13 protein-coding genes are annotated in these 16,605 nt (G+C 65.3%); 5 read left to right on the top strand and 8 right to left on the bottom strand.

Translation table 11 applies throughout. The annotated features are described in order from the left end of the window. The 7 genes from IVA88_RS14395 to IVA88_RS14365 all read right to left on the bottom strand — a co-directional run bounded on the left by IVA88_RS14395 (nt 1) and on the right by IVA88_RS14365 (nt 9,817). Nucleotides 1–1,449: an aldehyde dehydrogenase family protein gene (locus IVA88_RS14395; protein ID WP_247497886.1), complete on the bottom strand. Its 1,449-nt coding sequence runs from the start codon at nt 1,447–1,449 to the stop codon at nt 1–3. Between the two features lie 86 nt (nt 1,450–1,535). Next, on the bottom strand, nt 1,536–2,876 hold the full coding sequence (gudD, locus tag IVA88_RS14390; protein WP_247497885.1) for a glucarate dehydratase: 1,341 nt from the start codon (nt 2,874–2,876) through the stop codon (nt 1,536–1,538). Nucleotides 2,877–2,900: 24 nt separating this feature from the next. After that, nucleotides 2,901–3,845 (bottom strand): 5-dehydro-4-deoxyglucarate dehydratase, encoded by a 945-nt coding sequence (kdgD, locus tag IVA88_RS14385; RefSeq protein ID WP_247497884.1) that lies wholly within the window; start codon nt 3,843–3,845, stop codon nt 2,901–2,903. Nucleotides 3,846–3,979: 134 nt separating this feature from the next. After that, nucleotides 3,980–4,885: a LysR substrate-binding domain-containing protein gene (locus tag IVA88_RS14380; protein WP_247497883.1), complete on the bottom strand. Its 906-nt coding sequence runs from the start codon at nt 4,883–4,885 to the stop codon at nt 3,980–3,982. A gap of 122 nt (nt 4,886–5,007) precedes the next feature. Then, complete coding sequence (locus IVA88_RS14375) at nt 5,008–6,360, bottom strand: MFS transporter (protein WP_247497882.1); 1,353 nt, start codon at nt 6,358–6,360, stop codon at nt 5,008–5,010. Nucleotides 6,361–6,622: 262 nt separating this feature from the next. After that, nucleotides 6,623–8,575 (bottom strand): hypothetical protein, encoded by a 1,953-nt coding sequence (locus IVA88_RS14370; RefSeq protein ID WP_247497881.1) that lies wholly within the window; start codon nt 8,573–8,575, stop codon nt 6,623–6,625. Between the two features lie 159 nt (nt 8,576–8,734). Then, nucleotides 8,735–9,817, bottom strand: a complete 1,083-nt coding sequence (locus IVA88_RS14365) for a YbhN family protein (protein ID WP_247497880.1) — start codon at nt 9,815–9,817, stop codon at nt 8,735–8,737. Nucleotides 9,818–10,242: 425 nt separating this feature from the next. On the opposite strand from IVA88_RS14365, the gene IVA88_RS14360 reads away from it, so the two are divergent. From IVA88_RS14360 to IVA88_RS14350, 3 genes are all read left to right on the top strand, one after another. Beyond that, nucleotides 10,243–10,749 carry a ferritin-like domain-containing protein gene (locus IVA88_RS14360; protein WP_247497879.1) on the top strand — a complete coding sequence of 169 codons (507 nt, stop codon included), beginning with the start codon at nt 10,243–10,245 and terminating at the stop codon, nt 10,747–10,749. 142 nt (nt 10,750–10,891) lie between these two features. Continuing rightward, nucleotides 10,892–12,295 carry an MFS transporter gene (locus IVA88_RS14355; RefSeq protein ID WP_247497878.1) on the top strand — a complete coding sequence of 468 codons (1,404 nt, stop codon included), beginning with the start codon at nt 10,892–10,894 and terminating at the stop codon, nt 12,293–12,295. 111 nt (nt 12,296–12,406) lie between these two features. After that, nucleotides 12,407–14,806, top strand: coding sequence for an EAL domain-containing protein (locus IVA88_RS14350; protein WP_247497877.1), 2,400 nt, complete (start codon nt 12,407–12,409; stop codon nt 14,804–14,806). A gap of 2 nt (nt 14,807–14,808) precedes the next feature. Here IVA88_RS14350 and IVA88_RS14345 read toward each other — a convergent pair whose 3' ends face one another. Then, the gene (locus IVA88_RS14345; protein WP_247497876.1) at nt 14,809–15,243 is read right to left on the bottom strand and encodes a hypothetical protein; all 435 of its coding nucleotides are present in this window, start codon (nt 15,241–15,243) and stop codon (nt 14,809–14,811) included. Nucleotides 15,244–15,322: 79 nt separating this feature from the next. Here IVA88_RS14345 and IVA88_RS14340 point away from each other — a divergent pair, with 79 nt between their 5' ends. Next, nucleotides 15,323–15,910: a hypothetical protein gene (locus tag IVA88_RS14340; protein WP_247498019.1), complete on the top strand. Its 588-nt coding sequence runs from the start codon at nt 15,323–15,325 to the stop codon at nt 15,908–15,910. A gap of 80 nt (nt 15,911–15,990) precedes the next feature. Then, a complete protein-coding gene (locus IVA88_RS14335; RefSeq protein ID WP_247497875.1) occupies nt 15,991–16,599 on the top strand; it encodes a YdcF family protein in 609 nt (202 codons plus the stop codon). The last annotated feature ends 6 nt before the right edge of the window (nt 16,600–16,605 follow it).

The following is a 16,605-nucleotide window of genomic DNA, read 5'->3' as shown; positions in this document are numbered from 1 at the left end:
TTAGCCGGGATAGGTATAGGCGGTCTTTACCGTCGTGTAGAACTCGCGGGCATAGGAGCCTTGCTCGCGGGCGCCATAGCTCGAACCCTTCCGGCCGCCGAACGGCACGTGATAGTCGACGCCGGCGGTCGGCAGATTGACCATCACCATGCCGGACTCGCTGTTGCGCTTGTAGTGCGAGGCGTATTTCAGGCTCGTGGTGCAGATGCCGGAAGCAAGGCCGAACTCGGTATCGTTCGAGATCGCCAGCGCCTCCTCGTAGTTCTTGGCGCGAATGACGGTAGCCACCGGCCCGAAGATTTCTTCGCGCGCGATACGCATGTTGTTGTTGGCTTCCGTGAACAGTGCGGGCTGCAGGTAGTAGCCGGGCGTCTCGCGCTTGAGCAGCTCGCCGCCCCAGGCGAGCTTGGCGCCCTCGTCCTGGCCGATCTTGATGTAGCGCAGGTCCTGGTCGAGCTGGCTCTGGTCGACCACCGGGCCGATATGCACGCCGGCCTTGAGCGCGTCGTCCACGGAGAGGCCCTTCAGGCGCTCGGCCATTGCGGCGACGAAGCGGTCATGGATGCCTTCGGTGACGATCAGGCGCGAGGATGCGGTGCAGCGCTGGCCGGTCGAGAAATAGGCGCCGTTGACGGCGACTTCGACGGCGGTCTTCAGGTCGGCGTCGTCGAGCACGACCAGCGGGTTCTTGCCGCCCATCTCGAGCTGGAACTTCTTCATCGGGTTCGACAGCACGCAGGCCTGGGCGATCTTGCGCCCTGTTTGCACCGAACCGGTGAAGGAGATCGCGGCGACATCCGGGTGCTCGAGCAGGGTCTGGCCGACCACCGAGCCGGAGCCGATCACGAGGTTGAACACGCCGGCAGGAATGCCGGAGCGGGTGATGATCTCGGACAGCGCATGCGCCGAGCCCGGCACCAGCTCAGCCGGCTTGAACACCACCGTATTGCCGTAGCAGAGCGCCGGCGCGATCTTCCAGGCCGGGATCGCGATCGGGAAATTCCAGGGCGTGATCATGCCGATAATGCCGACCGGCTCGCGGGTGAGCTCGACGTCGAGGCCGGGACGCACCGAGGCGCCCTTCTCGCCGATCAGGCGCAGCGCTTCGCCGGCGAAGAACGCAAAGATCTGGCCGGCGCGGGCGACCTCGCCGATACCCTCAGGCAGCGTCTTGCCTTCCTCGCGGGCGAGCAGGCGGCCGAGCTCTTCCTTGCGGGCGATGATCTCGAGCGAAATCTGGTGCAGCGCGTCGTAGCGCACCTGCGGCGTCGACTGCGCCCAGGCGGGGAAGGCGGCCTTGGCGGCTGCGATCGCCTTCTCGGTCTGCGCCTTGTCGGCCTTGGCGTATTCGCCGACGACGTCATTGGTGTTGGAGGGGTTGATGTTCCTGGTGACGGCGGAGCCATCGACCCATTCGCCGCCGATGAAGTTCTTCAGGATCGCAGTCATGTTGTTTTCCTCCAAGTTATCTAAGGGGGCATGATCCTTATCGGAAAACCGGTACCCACTTTTCCGGGATCATGCCTGAAGGTTTCTTAACGCACGAGGCAGGGACGCTTGTCGTCGAAGGTCCAGCCGGGGATCAGGTCCTGCATGGCAATAGCGTCATCGCGGGCGCCGAGTCCATGCTGCTTGTAGAGCTCATGCGCGGCGTCGATGGCGGCCCTGTCGATTTCGATACCCAGGCCCGGCCTACCAGGCACGGCGATCTTGCCGCCCTTGATCTGGAGCGGCTCCTTGGTCAGCGCCTGGCCGTCCTGCCAGATCCAGTGGGTGTCGATCGCGGTGACCTTGCCGGGGGCGGCGGCGGCGACATGGGTGAACATGGCGAGCGAGATGTCGAAATGGTTGTTGGAGTGCGAGCCCCAAGTCAGGCCGTTGTCGCGGCAGGTCTGGGCCACGCGCACCGAGCCTTGCATGGTCCAGAAATGGGGATCGGCGAGCGGAATGTCCACCGCGCCGAGGCGCAATGCATGAGAGAGCTGCCGCCAGTCCGTCGCGATCATGTTGGTGGCGGTCGGTAGCCCCGTCGCACGGCGGAACTCGGCCATGATCTCACGGCCGGAGAAGCCGCCTTCGGCGCCGCAGGGGTCCTCGGCATAGGCGAGGATGCCGTGCATGTCCTTGCAGAGGCTGACAGCCTCGTCGAGCGACCAAGCGCCGTTCGGATCCAGGGTCACGCGCGCGTCCGGAAAGCGCCTGGCGATCGCGGTGACCGCCTCGATCTCCTGCTCGCCCCGCAGCACGCCGCCCTTGAGCTTGAAATCGGCGAAGCCGTAATGGTCGTGGGTGGCTTCCGCGAGCCGCACCACGGTCTCCGGCGTCATAGCCTCCTGATGGCGGAGGTTGAACCATTCGGGCTTGCCCGTCTCGCCGCTGACGTAGTCGAGCTTTGACCTGCTGATGTCGCCGACGAAGAAGAGATAGCCGAGCGTCTCGACACTGCTGCGTTGCTGGCCTTCGCCGAGCAGCGCGGCGACGGGCAGGTTGAGATGCTGACCGAGCAAATCGAGCAGCGCCGACTCCACGGCCGTGACGGCGTGGATCATGACGCGGAGATCAAAAGTCTGCTTGCCACGGCCGCCGGCGTCGCGATCGGCGAAGGCGGTACGGATATCGGCGAGAATGTTGTTCATCGCGCCGACGGTCTTGCCGATCACGAGATCACGGGCGTCCTGCAGAGTCTGCCAGATCTTCTGCCCGCCCGGCACCTCGCCGACGCCGGTGTGACCGGCATTGTCGGTGAGGATGACGATGTTGCGGGTGAAGAACGGCGCATGCGCGCCGCTCAGATTGAGGAGCATGCTGTCACGGCCGGCGACCGGGATCACCTGCATCGCCGTGACGACCGGTGCGCCAGAGATATTCTCGGCCATCGCGCGCTCCTCCCTGTTGTCCTCTTATTCTGCAGCCTGTTGTGACGATCGGATGGCGGGCAGATTTTTCACCAGCGCGGCCACTTCCGCGATCTCCTGCTCGGTGAGATCGGTGAGCGGCGGGCGGACCGGGCCGGAATCGCGGCCGATCACCTTCATTCCGGCCTTGATGATCGAGACCGCATAGCCCTTCTTGCGGTTGCGGATCGCGATCAGCGGCAGAATGAAATCCTTCAGCCCGGCATGGATCGTCGCATGATCGCGCTTGCGCACCGCGGCGTAGAAGTTGGTGGCGAATTCCGGAACGAAGTTGAACACCGCCGAGGAATAGGTCGTCACGCCCATGTCGAGATAGGGCAGCGCGAAGGTCTCCGCCGTCGGCAGGCCGCCGATATAGGTCAGGCGATCGCCGAGCTTGGTGTAGACGCGGGTCATCAGCTCGATGTCGCCGATGCCGTCCTTGTAGCCGACGAGGTTCGGGCAGCGCTCGGCAAGGCGGGCCAGCGTATCGGGCTGGAGGATGGCGTTGTCGCGGTTGTAGACGATGACGCCGATCTTCACGGAAGCGCAGATTGCTTCCACGTGGGCAGCAAGGCCGTCCTGCTCGGCATGGGTGAGATAGGGCGGCAGCAGCAACAGGCCGTCGGCGCCGGCCTTTTCTGCGCCGATCGCGATCTCGCGCGCGGTGGCGGTGCCGTAGCCGGTGCCGGCGAGCACGGGCACGCGGCCCTTGGTCTCGTCCACGGCGATCTTGACGACCTGCGGAACCTCGGCCGCCGTCAGCGAGAAGAACTCGCCGGTGCCGCCGGCGGCGAACAGGCCTGCGACGTCATAGCCGCACAGCCAGTCCATGTTGGCGCGGTAGGTCGCCTCGTCGAAGGAGTAATCCACCTTGAACGGCGTGACGGGGAAAGACAGGAGCCCGGATCCGATCTTCTGGGCCATTTCCTGCGGGGTCATCTTGCTCATGGGCGCTGCTCCCTTGTCTCGTGCTTGTCTCGTGTTGTGGAGGACGCAAGCCTGCGCGTCCATGGGCCGTGGTTTAGGAGACCGTTCGATGCGCGTCCAAGCCAAAGCCTATATCGACCAATGCGAAATCAGCATCAATCTTCCATCGCCTCCGCCGAGGACAATTCGCTCGCGATTTTGACCAGCGCCGAGAGCAGCGGATTTTCGTCGTCGCGTCGCCAGACCATGAACAGCTCGACCGGGACGCGCGTGCGCAGCTTCAGCGGCCGCAGGCGGACGTCCGCGATCTTCAGGCTCGCCGCTGCCGCCGGCACGATGGCGAGGCCGAGGCCGGCGCGCACCATGGCGAGGATCGAGTGGATCTGGCTCAGGTGCTGAACATAGCGCGGCAGGATATCGGCGCGGGTGAACAGCGCCACCAGCACGTCGTGAAAGTAGCGGCTCTCGTAGGGCGAATACATCACGAAGGGCTGGTTGTCGAAATCCTTGATCGTGATGCTCTCGGCATTCGCCAACGGATGCTTTTTCGGGATTGCGGCGAGCAGGGGCTCGGCGACGACCCGGCGGCTGGCGACTTCCGGGCGCGCGATCGGCGGCCTGAGCAGGCCGGCATCGATCTGGCCCGAGGTCAGCGCCTCGAACTGGTCGCCCGACACCATCTCCTTCAGTGAGAAATCCACCTCCGGCAGCTTGGCGCGGCAGGCGGCGACGAGCTCGGGCAGGAAGCCGTAGGCCGCGGCCGCGGTGAAGCCGATCTTCAGCGAGCCGGACTTGCCGAGCGCGATACGGCGGGCGACCTGCGAGGCGCTTTCCGCGAGCTTCAGGATGCGCCGCGCCTCCGGCAGGAAGCTGCGCCCGGCGGGCGTCAGGCGCACCGAACGGCTGGTTCGCTCCAGCAGCGGCGCATCGATGATATGCTCGAGCACCTGGATCTGCCGGGACAGCGGCGGCTGGGTCATATTCAGCCGCGCGGCGGCGCGGCCGAAATGCAATTCCTCCGCCACCGTGACGAAACAGCGGAGCTGATTAAGGTCGAACATCGATACATGCCTTAGATGAATAAGGCGTTTCCCCGGCACTTCTAGCATCGATTACTCCCAAAACAAAGACGGCGGCCGTGAAGCCGCCGTTAAGTTGCCTGGTCAAGCTCCCATGGGAGCCCTCAGGAGGAACGTTTGAGCACCACGCGCTCGATCTTGCCGACGACCACGAGATAGGCGAATGCGGCCACCAGCGCATTGGCGCCAACGAATATCAGTGCACCGTTGAACGAGCCGGTCGCGGCCAGGATGTAGCCGATCACGATCGGGGTGCTGATGGAGGAGAGATTGCCGAAGGTGTTGAACAGGCCGCCCGAGACGCCGCCGGCTTCCTTCGGCGAAGTGTCGGAGACGACCGCCCAGCCGAGCGCACCGATGCCCTTGCCGAAGAAGGCGAGTGCCATGAAGCCGACCACCAGCGCCTGGCCGTCGACATAGTTGCAGGCGATGATCGACATCGACAGCAGCATGCCGCCAACGATCGGGATCTTGCGCGCCATGGTCAGTGAACCCGTCTTGCGCAGGATGGCGTCGGAGATGACACCGCCGAGCACGCCGCCGACGAAGCCGCACAGCGCCGGCAGGGTCGCGACGAAGCCGGCTTGCAGGATCGAGAGGCCGCGCTCCTTGACCAGGTAGACCGGGAACCAGGTCAGGAAGAAATAAGTCAGTGTGTTGATGCAATACTGGCCGAGATAGACGCCGAGCATCATGCGATTGGAGAGCAGCTGGCGGATGTGGTCCCATCCCGGGCCGGAATCCGGTGTGCGTTGACCCTTCAGATCGTCCTTGGGCGCGTCGAGGTCAACCAGCGCGCCGCCTGCCTTGATGTAGTCGAATTCAGCCTCGTTGACGCCGGGGTGCTCTTTCGGCCCGTAGACGGTCTTGATCCAGACCACGCCCATGATGATTCCGAGCGCGCCCATCACGAAGAAGACGTAGCGCCAGCCGTAATCGTGCGCGATCCAGCCCATCACCGGCGCGAAGATCACGGTCGCGAAATACTGTCCGGAGTTGAAGAACGCGGACGCGGTGCCGCGCTCATTGTCGGGAAACCAGGCCGCAACGATGCGGGCGTTGGCCGGGAACGACGGCGCCTCGGCGATACCGACAAGGAAGCGCAGGCCGAACAGCACGACGATCGCGGTGCCGGCGCTGAAGAAGCCGACCCAGCCTTGCATCGCAGTGAACAGCGACCAGATGATAATGCTGAAGGCATAGACGAGGCGGGAACCGTAGCGGTCGAGCAGCCAGCCGCCCGGCACCTGCGCGATCACATAGGACCAGCCGAACGCCGAGAAGATGTAGCCCATCGCGACGGGATCGAGATGCAGCTCCTTGGAGAGCGCGGGGCCAGCGATCGACAGCGTGGCGCGGTCGGCATAATTGACGGTCGTGACCAGGAACAACATGGTCACGATGAATAGCCTGACGCGAGATCTCCTCACGTCCGCTGCGGACATCACTGCGCTCATTACGCGCCTCCTTAAAACTCGAAACGTTTCCTCCCGATGACTCCTAGAGGCGCGCGCGGCAAGGTGTCCAAGTTCAAGGGGGTATCGATCGATGCCGCTTTTGGATTGATGGAACGGCAGGTAGGAGGAACGATAATGAGTTTGCGATCTCAATCTCGTCATTGCGAGTGCAGCGACGCAATCCAGAATCCCTCCGCGGAAAGACTCTGGATTGCGTCGCTGCGCTCGCAATGACGGATGTGGAGAGAGCTCGCTCTCGCTGCTATTGCCGCGCGCCCGGCATGAGCGGTGCGAGCAGTCCGCGCGTCACGCCCGGCGGCACCGCATCCAGACCAAGCACGGCGCTTGCGGCCGGCAGCGCCGCGTCCGCCATCGCGGCGTGGCCTTCGGCGCTCGGATGCACGGCGCCGCCATAGACGGCCGAGAGCACGCCCCAGGTCGCGTCGTGAATGTCGGTCGGCTGGCTCGCTGCCGGCAAGCCTTGCGGATAGGTCATCGCGGCGAAGTAGCTGTCATTGGCGTCGCGGATCCAGCGCGCGCGCGGCAAATAGGCCCGGAATTCGGAGGCGCCGCGGCCGCACAGCATCGGCTGGCTCGCCGCGCTCACGATGTCAGGATTGAAGCTCTGGCCGTTCTCGGCAAAGCAGCTGCGGTCGAACTCGGGATCGTTGCCCGAGTGCGCGCAGAAGCCGTGATCGGCGAACGCCGCCTGATGCGAATCCACGAAGGTCATGCGGTCGGCCTCGGGATCGCGGCACAATGCGCCGCGGGTGCAGGTCGCGAGCCCCTTCAGTTGCGGCAGGAATTCCGTGTCGACGAAGGTCGAGACGCGGGCGAGGCGCTGCGGATCGGCATTGAAGGACGGATGGATGTCGAAGCCGGCGCGGCCACCGCGGCAGGGCACGCCACCATCGGCGAGCGCCGGGTTGGCGTAGGAGACGTAGACCACGTGCGAGAGGTCGCCGCCGACCAGCGGCTTCAGCGCCTCGCGAAGCTTGACGAAATTCTGCGGCAGCTCGCGCGCCAGCGCATCGCGGGAATCATCGACGCTCGCCATCACGCCGGAGCGGCGGAATAGCGCGCGCTCGGTTGCGGTCTCGACGATCACGTCGGCGACGAGGCCGGAGAAATAGACGTCATTGGCACCGACCGAGAGCAGCACCAGGTCGAGCGTGCGCTCGGGCTGGCGCTTCCTGGCGGCGGTGAGCGCCTCGCGCAGTTCGGCGACCTGCGCATTCACGCTGGTGTTGCAGACGCCGGTCTTGCCGGGCGGGCATTCGCGGGCGCGCTGCGAGCCGAGCAGTCCGTCGCTGATGCTGGCGCCGGTGCAGGCGAGCGGCAGGAAGGTCACCGCGACATGGGTGTAGCGCACCGCGAGCGCCAGCGCCGTGCGGGCCTGGTAGCTGTAGAGCGAGCGGTGGCAGGGCGAGTTGAACCAGAGCGCGCTGTAGCGCTGCCAGTTGGCGAGCGTATCCGGCGCTTCGCAGGCGCGGCCGCCCTTATATCCGGCGCGGCTCGGCCGATAGTACTGCGCGCCGGCGGTGCCGAGATACGAGCGGAAGCAGAAACCTTCATCCGACAGCGCCAGCGGCCGGTCCGGATTGCCTTCGCCCGAGGCGATGCTGTCTCCGAGGCCAGCGACGAAGATGTCGCGGACCTGGATCTCGGTCTGGACGCGCTGGGTCGGATCGGAGCCGGAGGAGATGTCGACGCTCGCGACGGTCTGCTTGCCGTAGCGGACCCGCAGATTGATCGGTTCGGCGCAGTCGAACGTGGATTGTTGCGGCCCGTCGCCGTCGTCGAACGACCAGGCGCAGGTTGCGCCGACGGGCACCGCGCCGGTGAGGCGCACAGTGATGGGATGGTCGACCGGGGTGAGGTAGTTTTCCTTCGTATTGTCGCGGTTGCAGGGCTGGTTGACCCGGCCCTGGAGGTCAATGCAGAGGCGGTTGACCATGTTGCGGGCCCAGCCGCGGCCCTCGCTCTGGAGCTCCAGCGATTGCTCGGCGGCGAGGATGCTGCGGTTACGCGCGTTCTCGACATGGAGCAGGAAGTCGCGCTCCTCGCGGAACAGCCGGAAGCGGTTGCGCACCTCCCAATTGATCTGCATGGCCCCCGCGTCCTGCGCGGTCGCCGGCCCCAGCGGCCAGGCGGTGAGGAGCCCGGCGAACAGCAGGGCGCCGGCGAGGAAACGGCGAAGGGATACAGGGATCATGGCCCGCGTCTTCAACGGCAAAGTTGAGGCGGAAATATGAGAGAGGAACTGCTCTCCGCCTGCAACATGGGTCTGACGGTTTTGCGGGCCGCCGTCTAGCGGACTATTGTTGGAGCATGATCTATTCGGAAAACCGCTTCGCACTTTTCCGGATCATGCTCAGCGTTTGCTGGCCTGCCGCAGCGACCGCTCGCGCTCCATCGTTGCCACCTGCTTGGGCAGGTTGGCCTGCGCGCAGGCCTCCGCCAGCCGTCGGCGCTCCTGCCAGGGCTCCACCACATTCATCCAGAGCTCGCGTGCGCCCATGATGGAGATGGCTAGACCGAACGGAATCACGAAATAGAGGATGCGGAAGACGAGGAGCGTCGCCAGAAGCTGCTCGCGGCCGAATTCGGGCAGCGCCACCAGCATGGCGGCGTCGAACACGCCGAGCGAGCCAGGGGCGTGGCTGGCGAAGCCGAGCAATGTCGCCAGAATGAACACCACGGAGAGCGACAGGAAGTCGATCTGCGGATTGGCCGGCACCAGAAGGTACATCGCCAGCGCGCAGAAACCGAGATCGATGACGCCGATCAGGATCTGCACCAGCGTCAGCGGCGCCGACGGCAGCACCACCTTCCAGCCCTTCTGGCCGAGCTCGCGGCGCTTTTCGCCCATGCAGAGCCAGACCAGATAGGCGCCGATCGAGGCGAGGCCGCCGAACGCAATCAGCCGGTTGATCGACGACGGCAGCTGATCCATGGAGGAGGCGGCAGCCGGGTGGATCGCCATGCCGATCGAGAGCACGAAGATGTTACCGAGCCAGAAGGTCAGGCCCGACAGGAAGCAGATTTTTGCGACGTCGATCGCGTTCAGCCCGTAATCCGAATAGATCCGGAAGCGGATCGCACCGCCGGTGAAGACGGTGGCGCCGATATTGTGGCCGATCGAATAGGACGTGAAGCTGGAGAGCGCCGCGATGCGATAGGGCACGTGCTTCTTGCCGATCGTTCGCAGCGCAAAAAAGTCGTAGAAGGTCAGCGTACAGAACGCGAAGCATACGCAGATCGCCGCCAGCCCGATATTGCCGCGGGGAATCTCGGTCAACGCGGTCAGGATGACCCCGGTATCGATGCCCTTGAGGGTCCGCACCAGCGTGGTGATCGCGAAGGCGATGATGAAGACGCTCGCGGCAATGCCGAGCCGTCGCCAGCCGATCCATCTCGTGAAGCCGCGTTTCAGCGCGGTCAGCAGTCCGTGCATTCATCCTCCCGGCGGGGGGCAAGACCGACCATGCCAGACATTGGCCGGTCGGATGCGATCAGTGCCCGATGTGGGCTTCGATCGCTAGGCATGATGTAGCTCATTTAAGGCAAAAACAGTGACTTGTGCAGCCCTTGACAACAATAGGTTCTGCCTCGCACCAGCCACTTTGTCATACGCGGTTCACATCGGGCGCGCGTTAAGCATATGAGTCGTGGGCCCGGCCGGATCACGCGTTCCTCTGCTGGACAAAACTCAGATCTGGGCGCCTTCGGCATTGTTCCAGCGCAAAGCACGGTGCGCTTTTTTGGAACGTCGATGCCGCGTCCTTGTTAGGCCCCATCAGCAATCGAACATGGCGGAATATGCGGCTTCTCCTGCAAGCCGACGCCTCCGTGTTCCCAAAACCAGAGAGGATCGGACCGATGGGACTGTTCACAAAAGACATCAAAACCATGAACGACCTGTTCGTGCATCAGCTCCAGGACATCTATTACGCCGAGCAGCAGCTCACCAAGGCGCTGCCGAAAATGGCAGATAAGGCGACCGACCCGCAGCTGAAGCAGGGCTTTTTGACGCACCTCGAAGAAACCAGGGAGCACGTCAAGCGCCTCGAGGAAGTGTTCAAGATGCACGGTGCGCAGGTGAAGGCGGTCGATTGCCCTGCGATCGACGGCATCATCGAGGAAGCTGACGAGACCGCCGGCGAAGTCGCCGACAAGGCGGTGCTCGACGCCGCGCTGATCAACGCGGCACAGGCTGCGGAGCATTACGAGATCGTCCGCTACGGCAGCCTGATCGCCTGGGCCAAGCAACTCGGCCGCAACGACTGCGCCAGCGTGCTCGCCAAGACGCTCGAGGAGGAGAAGGTCACCGACAAGAAGCTGACCACGATCGCCGAGAGCAAGGTGAACCTGCGCGCCGCCAGCTAGGGCCGGGCGTAGCCGGGATAAAGCGTCGCGCGGTCTTCCGCGCGACGCTGGCATTTGACGCATCCATCATTCGGTCATAGTCGAAACATGGCGGGGGGCTGGAAGCGTATGGTTCGCATGGGGCTGCAACCGAGATGGCAGCATGCGAGTAAGCACCGTCAAATACGAAGCCTTCGCAGCCGGCCCGCCGCATGCCGGCTCGCGCCTTGCAACCTCCCTCACGCTTGCCGCGATGAGCCTTGGCTATGGGGTGGTGCAGCTCGACGTCACCATCGTCAACACCGCGCTCGATGCGATGGGCAGGACGCTCGGCGGCGGCGTCGCCGAGCTGCAATGGGTGGTCAACGCCTACACCATTGCGTTTGCCGCCTTCATCCTGACGGCCGGCGCGCTCGGTGACCGGGTCGGGGCCAAGCGCGTCTTCATGGCGGGGTTCGCCATCTTCACCACGGCCTCGCTCGCCTGCGCGCTGTCGCCCAATGCGGCCGTGCTGATCGCAGCGCGGCTGGTCCAGGGGCTGGCGGCGGCGATCCTGGTGCCGAACTCTCTTGCGTTGCTCAATCATGCCTATCCGGACGACCGCGAGCGCGGCCGCGCCGTTGCGATCTGGGCCGCCGGTGCGAGCCTCGCGCTCACGGCCGGCCCCTTCGTCGGCGGGGCGCTGATCACGCTGGTCGGCTGGCGCGCGATCTTCCTGGTCAATCTGCCGGTCGGGCTCCTTGGGCTGTGGCTGAGCTGGCGTTACGCCAGCGAAACCACGCGGGCGCGCTCCCGCGAGATCGATCTGCCCGGCCAGCTTGCCGCGATCGGTGCGCTGGGAGCCCTCGCCGGCGCGATCATCGAAGGTGGCGCGCTTGGCTGGGAACATCCAGCCGTGATCGCAGCCTTCGTCGCAGCCGCAATTCTCGCCGTGCTCTTCGTCTGGCGCGAGAGCCGCGCGGCGCAGCCGATGCTGCCACTGTCGCTGTTCGGCCACCGGCTGTTCGCGCTGACTTCGCTCGTCGGCCTGCTCGTCAACATCGCGATCTACGGCCTGATCTTCGTGCTCAGCCTGTATTTCCAGAGGATCAACGGGCTGTCGGCATGGTGGACCGGTCTCGCCTTCGTGCCGATGATGGGGGTGGTGCTGCCGGTCAACCTGCTGGCGCCGCGCCTCGCCGAGCGTATCGGCCCGTGCCGGACCATCATGGTCGGCGCCTGCGTCTCGGCGATCGGTTGCCTCGGCCTGCTCTGGATCGAAGCCGGCACCGGCTATTGGGCGATCTTTGCGCAGATGATCGCCATCAGCGGCGGACTTGGACTGCTGGTGCCGCCGCTGACCTCGACCTTGCTGGGCAGCGTCGAGAAGGCGCGCTCGGGCATCGCGGCGGGCGTGCTGAACGCGACGCGGCAAACCGGCAGCGTCCTCGGCGTCGCGCTGTTCGGCTCGCTGGTGGCCTCGGAGGGGGCGTTCATGACGGGCCTGCATCTGTCCCTGGCCGTGTCCGCGGCCGTGCTGCTGCTCGCCGCCGCCGTGATCGGCCTCGGCGCACCGGCGCGCGGATGAACAATCCGAGGGAATGACCACATCTCCCGTTAACCATCACCGAAGCAGGCGCGGAACCGCTTACTGACTGTCCATCTCTGTCGGTCCAAATGCGGTCGATAGGGGCCCGCAATGTATCAAGTTCTCTACTGTCTCACCGGCGAGCACGACTGGCGGCTCGTCGCGCTTGGTGGCGCGGTGTGCCTGCTCGCGAGCGGGACGGCGATCAGCTTGTTTCACCGGGCGCGCGCGACGCAGGGCCCTGCGCGTCTGGTCTGGATCGCCCTGGATGCCGTCGTCAGCGGATGCGGCATCTGGGCGACGCATTTCATCGCGATGCTGGCCTACGGGCCGGGCAACGGTGGTGCCTATAACATTCCAGTGACGATCCTGTCGTTGATCTTCGCGATCTCAGTCACCTTCGTGGGACTGAGCATCGCGGTATCGTCCTCGCGGACACCGTGGGTCGTCCTCGGCGGTGCCATCGTCGGCGGCGGCGTCGCGGCGATGCATTACACCGGCATGGCGGCACTGGAGATTCCCGCGCGCGTGAGCTGGGTCGAAGGCACGGTCGTCGCCTCGGTCCTGTTCGGCATCGTCTTTGCGGCGCTCGCCTTGTTCGTTGCGGCGCGACGCGACGACCGCTCACATGCGCTGAGTGCCACCGGCCTGCTGACGCTCGCCATCGTCGCACATCATTTCACCGCAATGGGCGCGGTGCTGCTGACGCCGGACCCGACGCTCGCGATCAGCGGGCTGTCGATCCCGCCGGCCTCGTTGTCCTTCCTCACCGCGGGTGCCGCGGTCGCGATCATCGCGATTGCGCTCGTGGCGGCGCTGCTCGACCGCCGCGCCAAGGGCGAACTGGGCCGCCAGCAGATCGTGCTGGACACGGCGCTCGAGAACATGTCGCAGGGGCTGTGCATGTTCGATGCGGACGGCAAGATCATCCTGTTCAACGAGCGCTATGCGGCGATGTTCGGCCGTACCGAAACCCTGCTCACCGGTCGCCTGCTGGTCGACGTGCTGCGGGAGGAGCAGGCCAAGGGCCAGTGGCAGGGCGATGCGGGTGAATTCTTCGCCCGCCTCGTCGGCGACGCGCGCGAGAGCCGTACCACGACCGACGTCGTGACAAGGTTCGGCCGCTCCATCCGGGTCGTCAACCAGCCGATGCAGGGCGGCGGCTGGGTCGCCACCTTCGAGGACATCACCGAATGGCTGGACGCCCAGGCCAAGATCTCGCACATGGCCCGCCATGACGCGCTGACCAGCCTGCCAAACCGCGTGCTGTTCCACGAACAGCTCGTGCAGGGACTGCGCCGGACCAGATCGGGCGACCAGCTCGCGGTGCTTTGTCTCGATCTCGATCACTTCAAGGACATCAACGACTCGCTTGGCCATCCCATCGGCGATGCGCTGCTCAAGGAGGTCGGCCGCAGGCTGAAGGCCACCGTCAGCGAGAGCGACACCGTGGCGCGGCTCGGTGGCGACGAGTTCGCCGTGGTCCAGATCGGACGGTCGGAGGAGACCGCGGCAAGATCGCTTGCCGGCCGCCTCGTCGAGGTGATCTCGGCGCCTTACGAGATCGACGACCATCAGATCGTCATCGGCGTCTCGATCGGCATCTCGCTGTCGCCGCAGGACGGCAGCAATCCGGACGAGCTGTTGAAGAACGCAGACCTCGCGCTGTACCGCGCCAAGGCGGACGGCCGCGGCACCTATCGGTTCTTCGAGACCGGTATGGACGCGCGCGCGCAGGCGCGGCGCCTGCTGGAGATGGATCTGCGTGCGGCGCTGCAACGCGACGAGTTCGAGCCGTACTATCAGCCGATCCGCGACGTCGCCAGCGGTCGCGTCGTCGCCTTCGAGGCGCTGCTACGCTGGAACCATCCGCAGCGCGGCCTGATTGCACCACTCAACTTCATTCCGCTGGCCGAGGAAACCGGACTGATCATCCAGCTCGGCGAGTTCGTGCTGCGTTCCGCCTGCACCGACGCGGCCACCTGGCCCGACGATGTCGACGTCGCTGTCAACCTGTCGCCGGTGCAATTCAAGAATCCGACCCTGATCGCATCCGTGACCGAGGCGCTGGCCGCTTCGGGACTCGACGCGCGCCGCCTCGAGCTCGAGATCACCGAATCCGTGCTGCTCCAGAACACCGAGGCGACGCTGACCACCCTGCACGAGCTGCGCGCCATGGGCGTGCGCATCTCGCTCGACGATTTCGGCACCGGCTATTCGTCGCTGAGTTACTTGCGCAGCTTCCCCTTCGACAAGATCAAGATCGATCGCTCCTTCGTGTCCGAGCTGGCGACGCGGGAGGATTCCATGGCGATCATCCGCGCCGTGACCGGGCTGGGCCGGAGCCTCGGCATCGTCACCACGGCAGAAGGCGTCGAGAACGACGCGCAACTCGAGCTGCTCCGGCGCGAGGGCTGCACCCAGGCGCAGGGCTATCTGTTCAGCAAGCCGCGGCCCGCTTCCGATGTCGCGATCATGCTGGACGGTCCACAGCTGCGCGCGACCGCCTGAGGCTAGCCGCGGCGCAGCGCGAAATGCGCGCCGCAGAACGCCATCACGGCACCGAGGCCCAGCGCGGCAATCCCGGCCAGCACGCCCGAGACCGTCGGGACCGGGCTCGGCGCCGAGGCCACCTGGCCCGCACCCGCCAGCAGCAGCACGCCGACCGCGATCAGGAACTGCCGCATCCGTTGCGGGATCTGGCCCGAGACGGCGCTCTGCATCAATGTCGCCGTGAAATAGCCGCCTGAGAAGCCGACGGTGGCGATTAGCCACCAGGCGATCGCCGCGCCCGCCGGTATAAATTCATGCGTATCGGAGTGCCAGAGGCCGCCGAGGTCGAGCCCGTAGCGTGCACCCAGCATGTGCACGGCGAGCGCGAGCAGCACGCCGGAGATCACGGCGGCGCCGAGAATCAGGCGGCGCGGAAAAAAAATCGTCTCAGCCATGTCTCGCTTGTAGGATGGGGCAGGGCGCTCGCGCAAGCGGATCGCAGACTGGATCGCCCGGATTGGATTCATTGTGAAGGTGCAGGATTCGAGCGCTGAGGCCGCTGCGGGTGCGAGCTATGCCTACAAGGCGTCGCTGATCGGCTCGGCGCATCGCTTCGAGCTGACGGAGGAGGGACTGTCCTGGCACATCGGCGGCCGCACCTCGCTCTGGCGTTATGACGAGATCAGTGCAATCCGGCTGTCGTTCCGCCCCGTCTCGATGCAGCAGCACCGCTTTCGCGCCGATGTCAGCCATACCGGTGGCGGCCGTATCGCGATCCTGTCGACGAGCTGGCAGACCGCAGCTCTGATGGCGCCGCAGGACAATGGCTTTCGCAATTTCATCGTCGCGTTGCACGCGCGGATGGCGCAGGCCGGCAGCCGCGCCGAATTGTCCACGGGCCTTGGCCGCAGGACCTATGCGGTGATCCTGGCTCTGCTCGCGGCGTTCGCAGTGGCGATGACGGGGCTCCTGATCCGCGCGCTCGTGATCGGCGAATTCGCCGGCGCGCTGTTCATCATCGGCTTTGCCGCGCTGTTCGCCTGGCAGATCGGCGGCTTCGTGCGTCGTAACCAGCCGCGGAGCTACAGCTTCGATCGCGTGCCAAACGCTTTGCTGCCCTAAATGGCTTTGCTGCCCTAGCTGCAATGGGCCGCAATCAAACGTGACTTCGCGCCTTTGCGCCGGTGTCGCATCGTGCCGCCATGTCAATCATGGATCGCAGCAGGCGTCTGCCGACTGGGGATGAGATCTCCGAGATCAACCGCACGCATCTGATCGATACGCCGCTGCAGCCGGCGGACCTCTTGTTCATGTTCGGCACCCGAGAGGACGTCGCGCAACGCGTCGACACCGCCGCGAAACTGTGGCGCCGGGGCTACTTCCGCTGGTCGATTGTCAGCGGCGGCGTGACCGCGGGCTCGGAGCAATCCGAATGCACGATCATCAAGGCGGCGATGGCCGCGGCGGGCATTCCGGCTGACCGGATCCTCGAGGAACATCGTGCCTTGAACACCGGCGAGAACGTGATCCTGTCGTTGCCGATCATTGACGCGGCGCTCGGGCTGCAGAATATCCGCAGCGTGATCTGCCTCGGCAACACCTGGACCGCGCGGCGTTATCCGATGACGCTGCACCGGCACTGGCCGGAGGTTGAGAAGATGCTGCTCACGGTCGACAGCTTTGCGACGCCGCGCGCGCTCTGGCACACCGACCCCGAATTTCGCCGCCGCGTGCTGCACGAATGGGACAAGATCGAGCCTTACAAGGCGAAGGGCTTCATCGCGGAATGGCCCAAGGCCTTGCTGCCCTAGACGGAT

The organism is Bradyrhizobium sp. 149 (assembly GCF_023073915.1).
Taxonomy (GTDB): Bacteria; Pseudomonadota; Alphaproteobacteria; order Rhizobiales; family Xanthobacteraceae; genus Bradyrhizobium.
The sequence above is the reverse complement of the archived record's forward strand: the minus strand, read 5'-3'. Positions and strand labels throughout refer to the sequence as shown.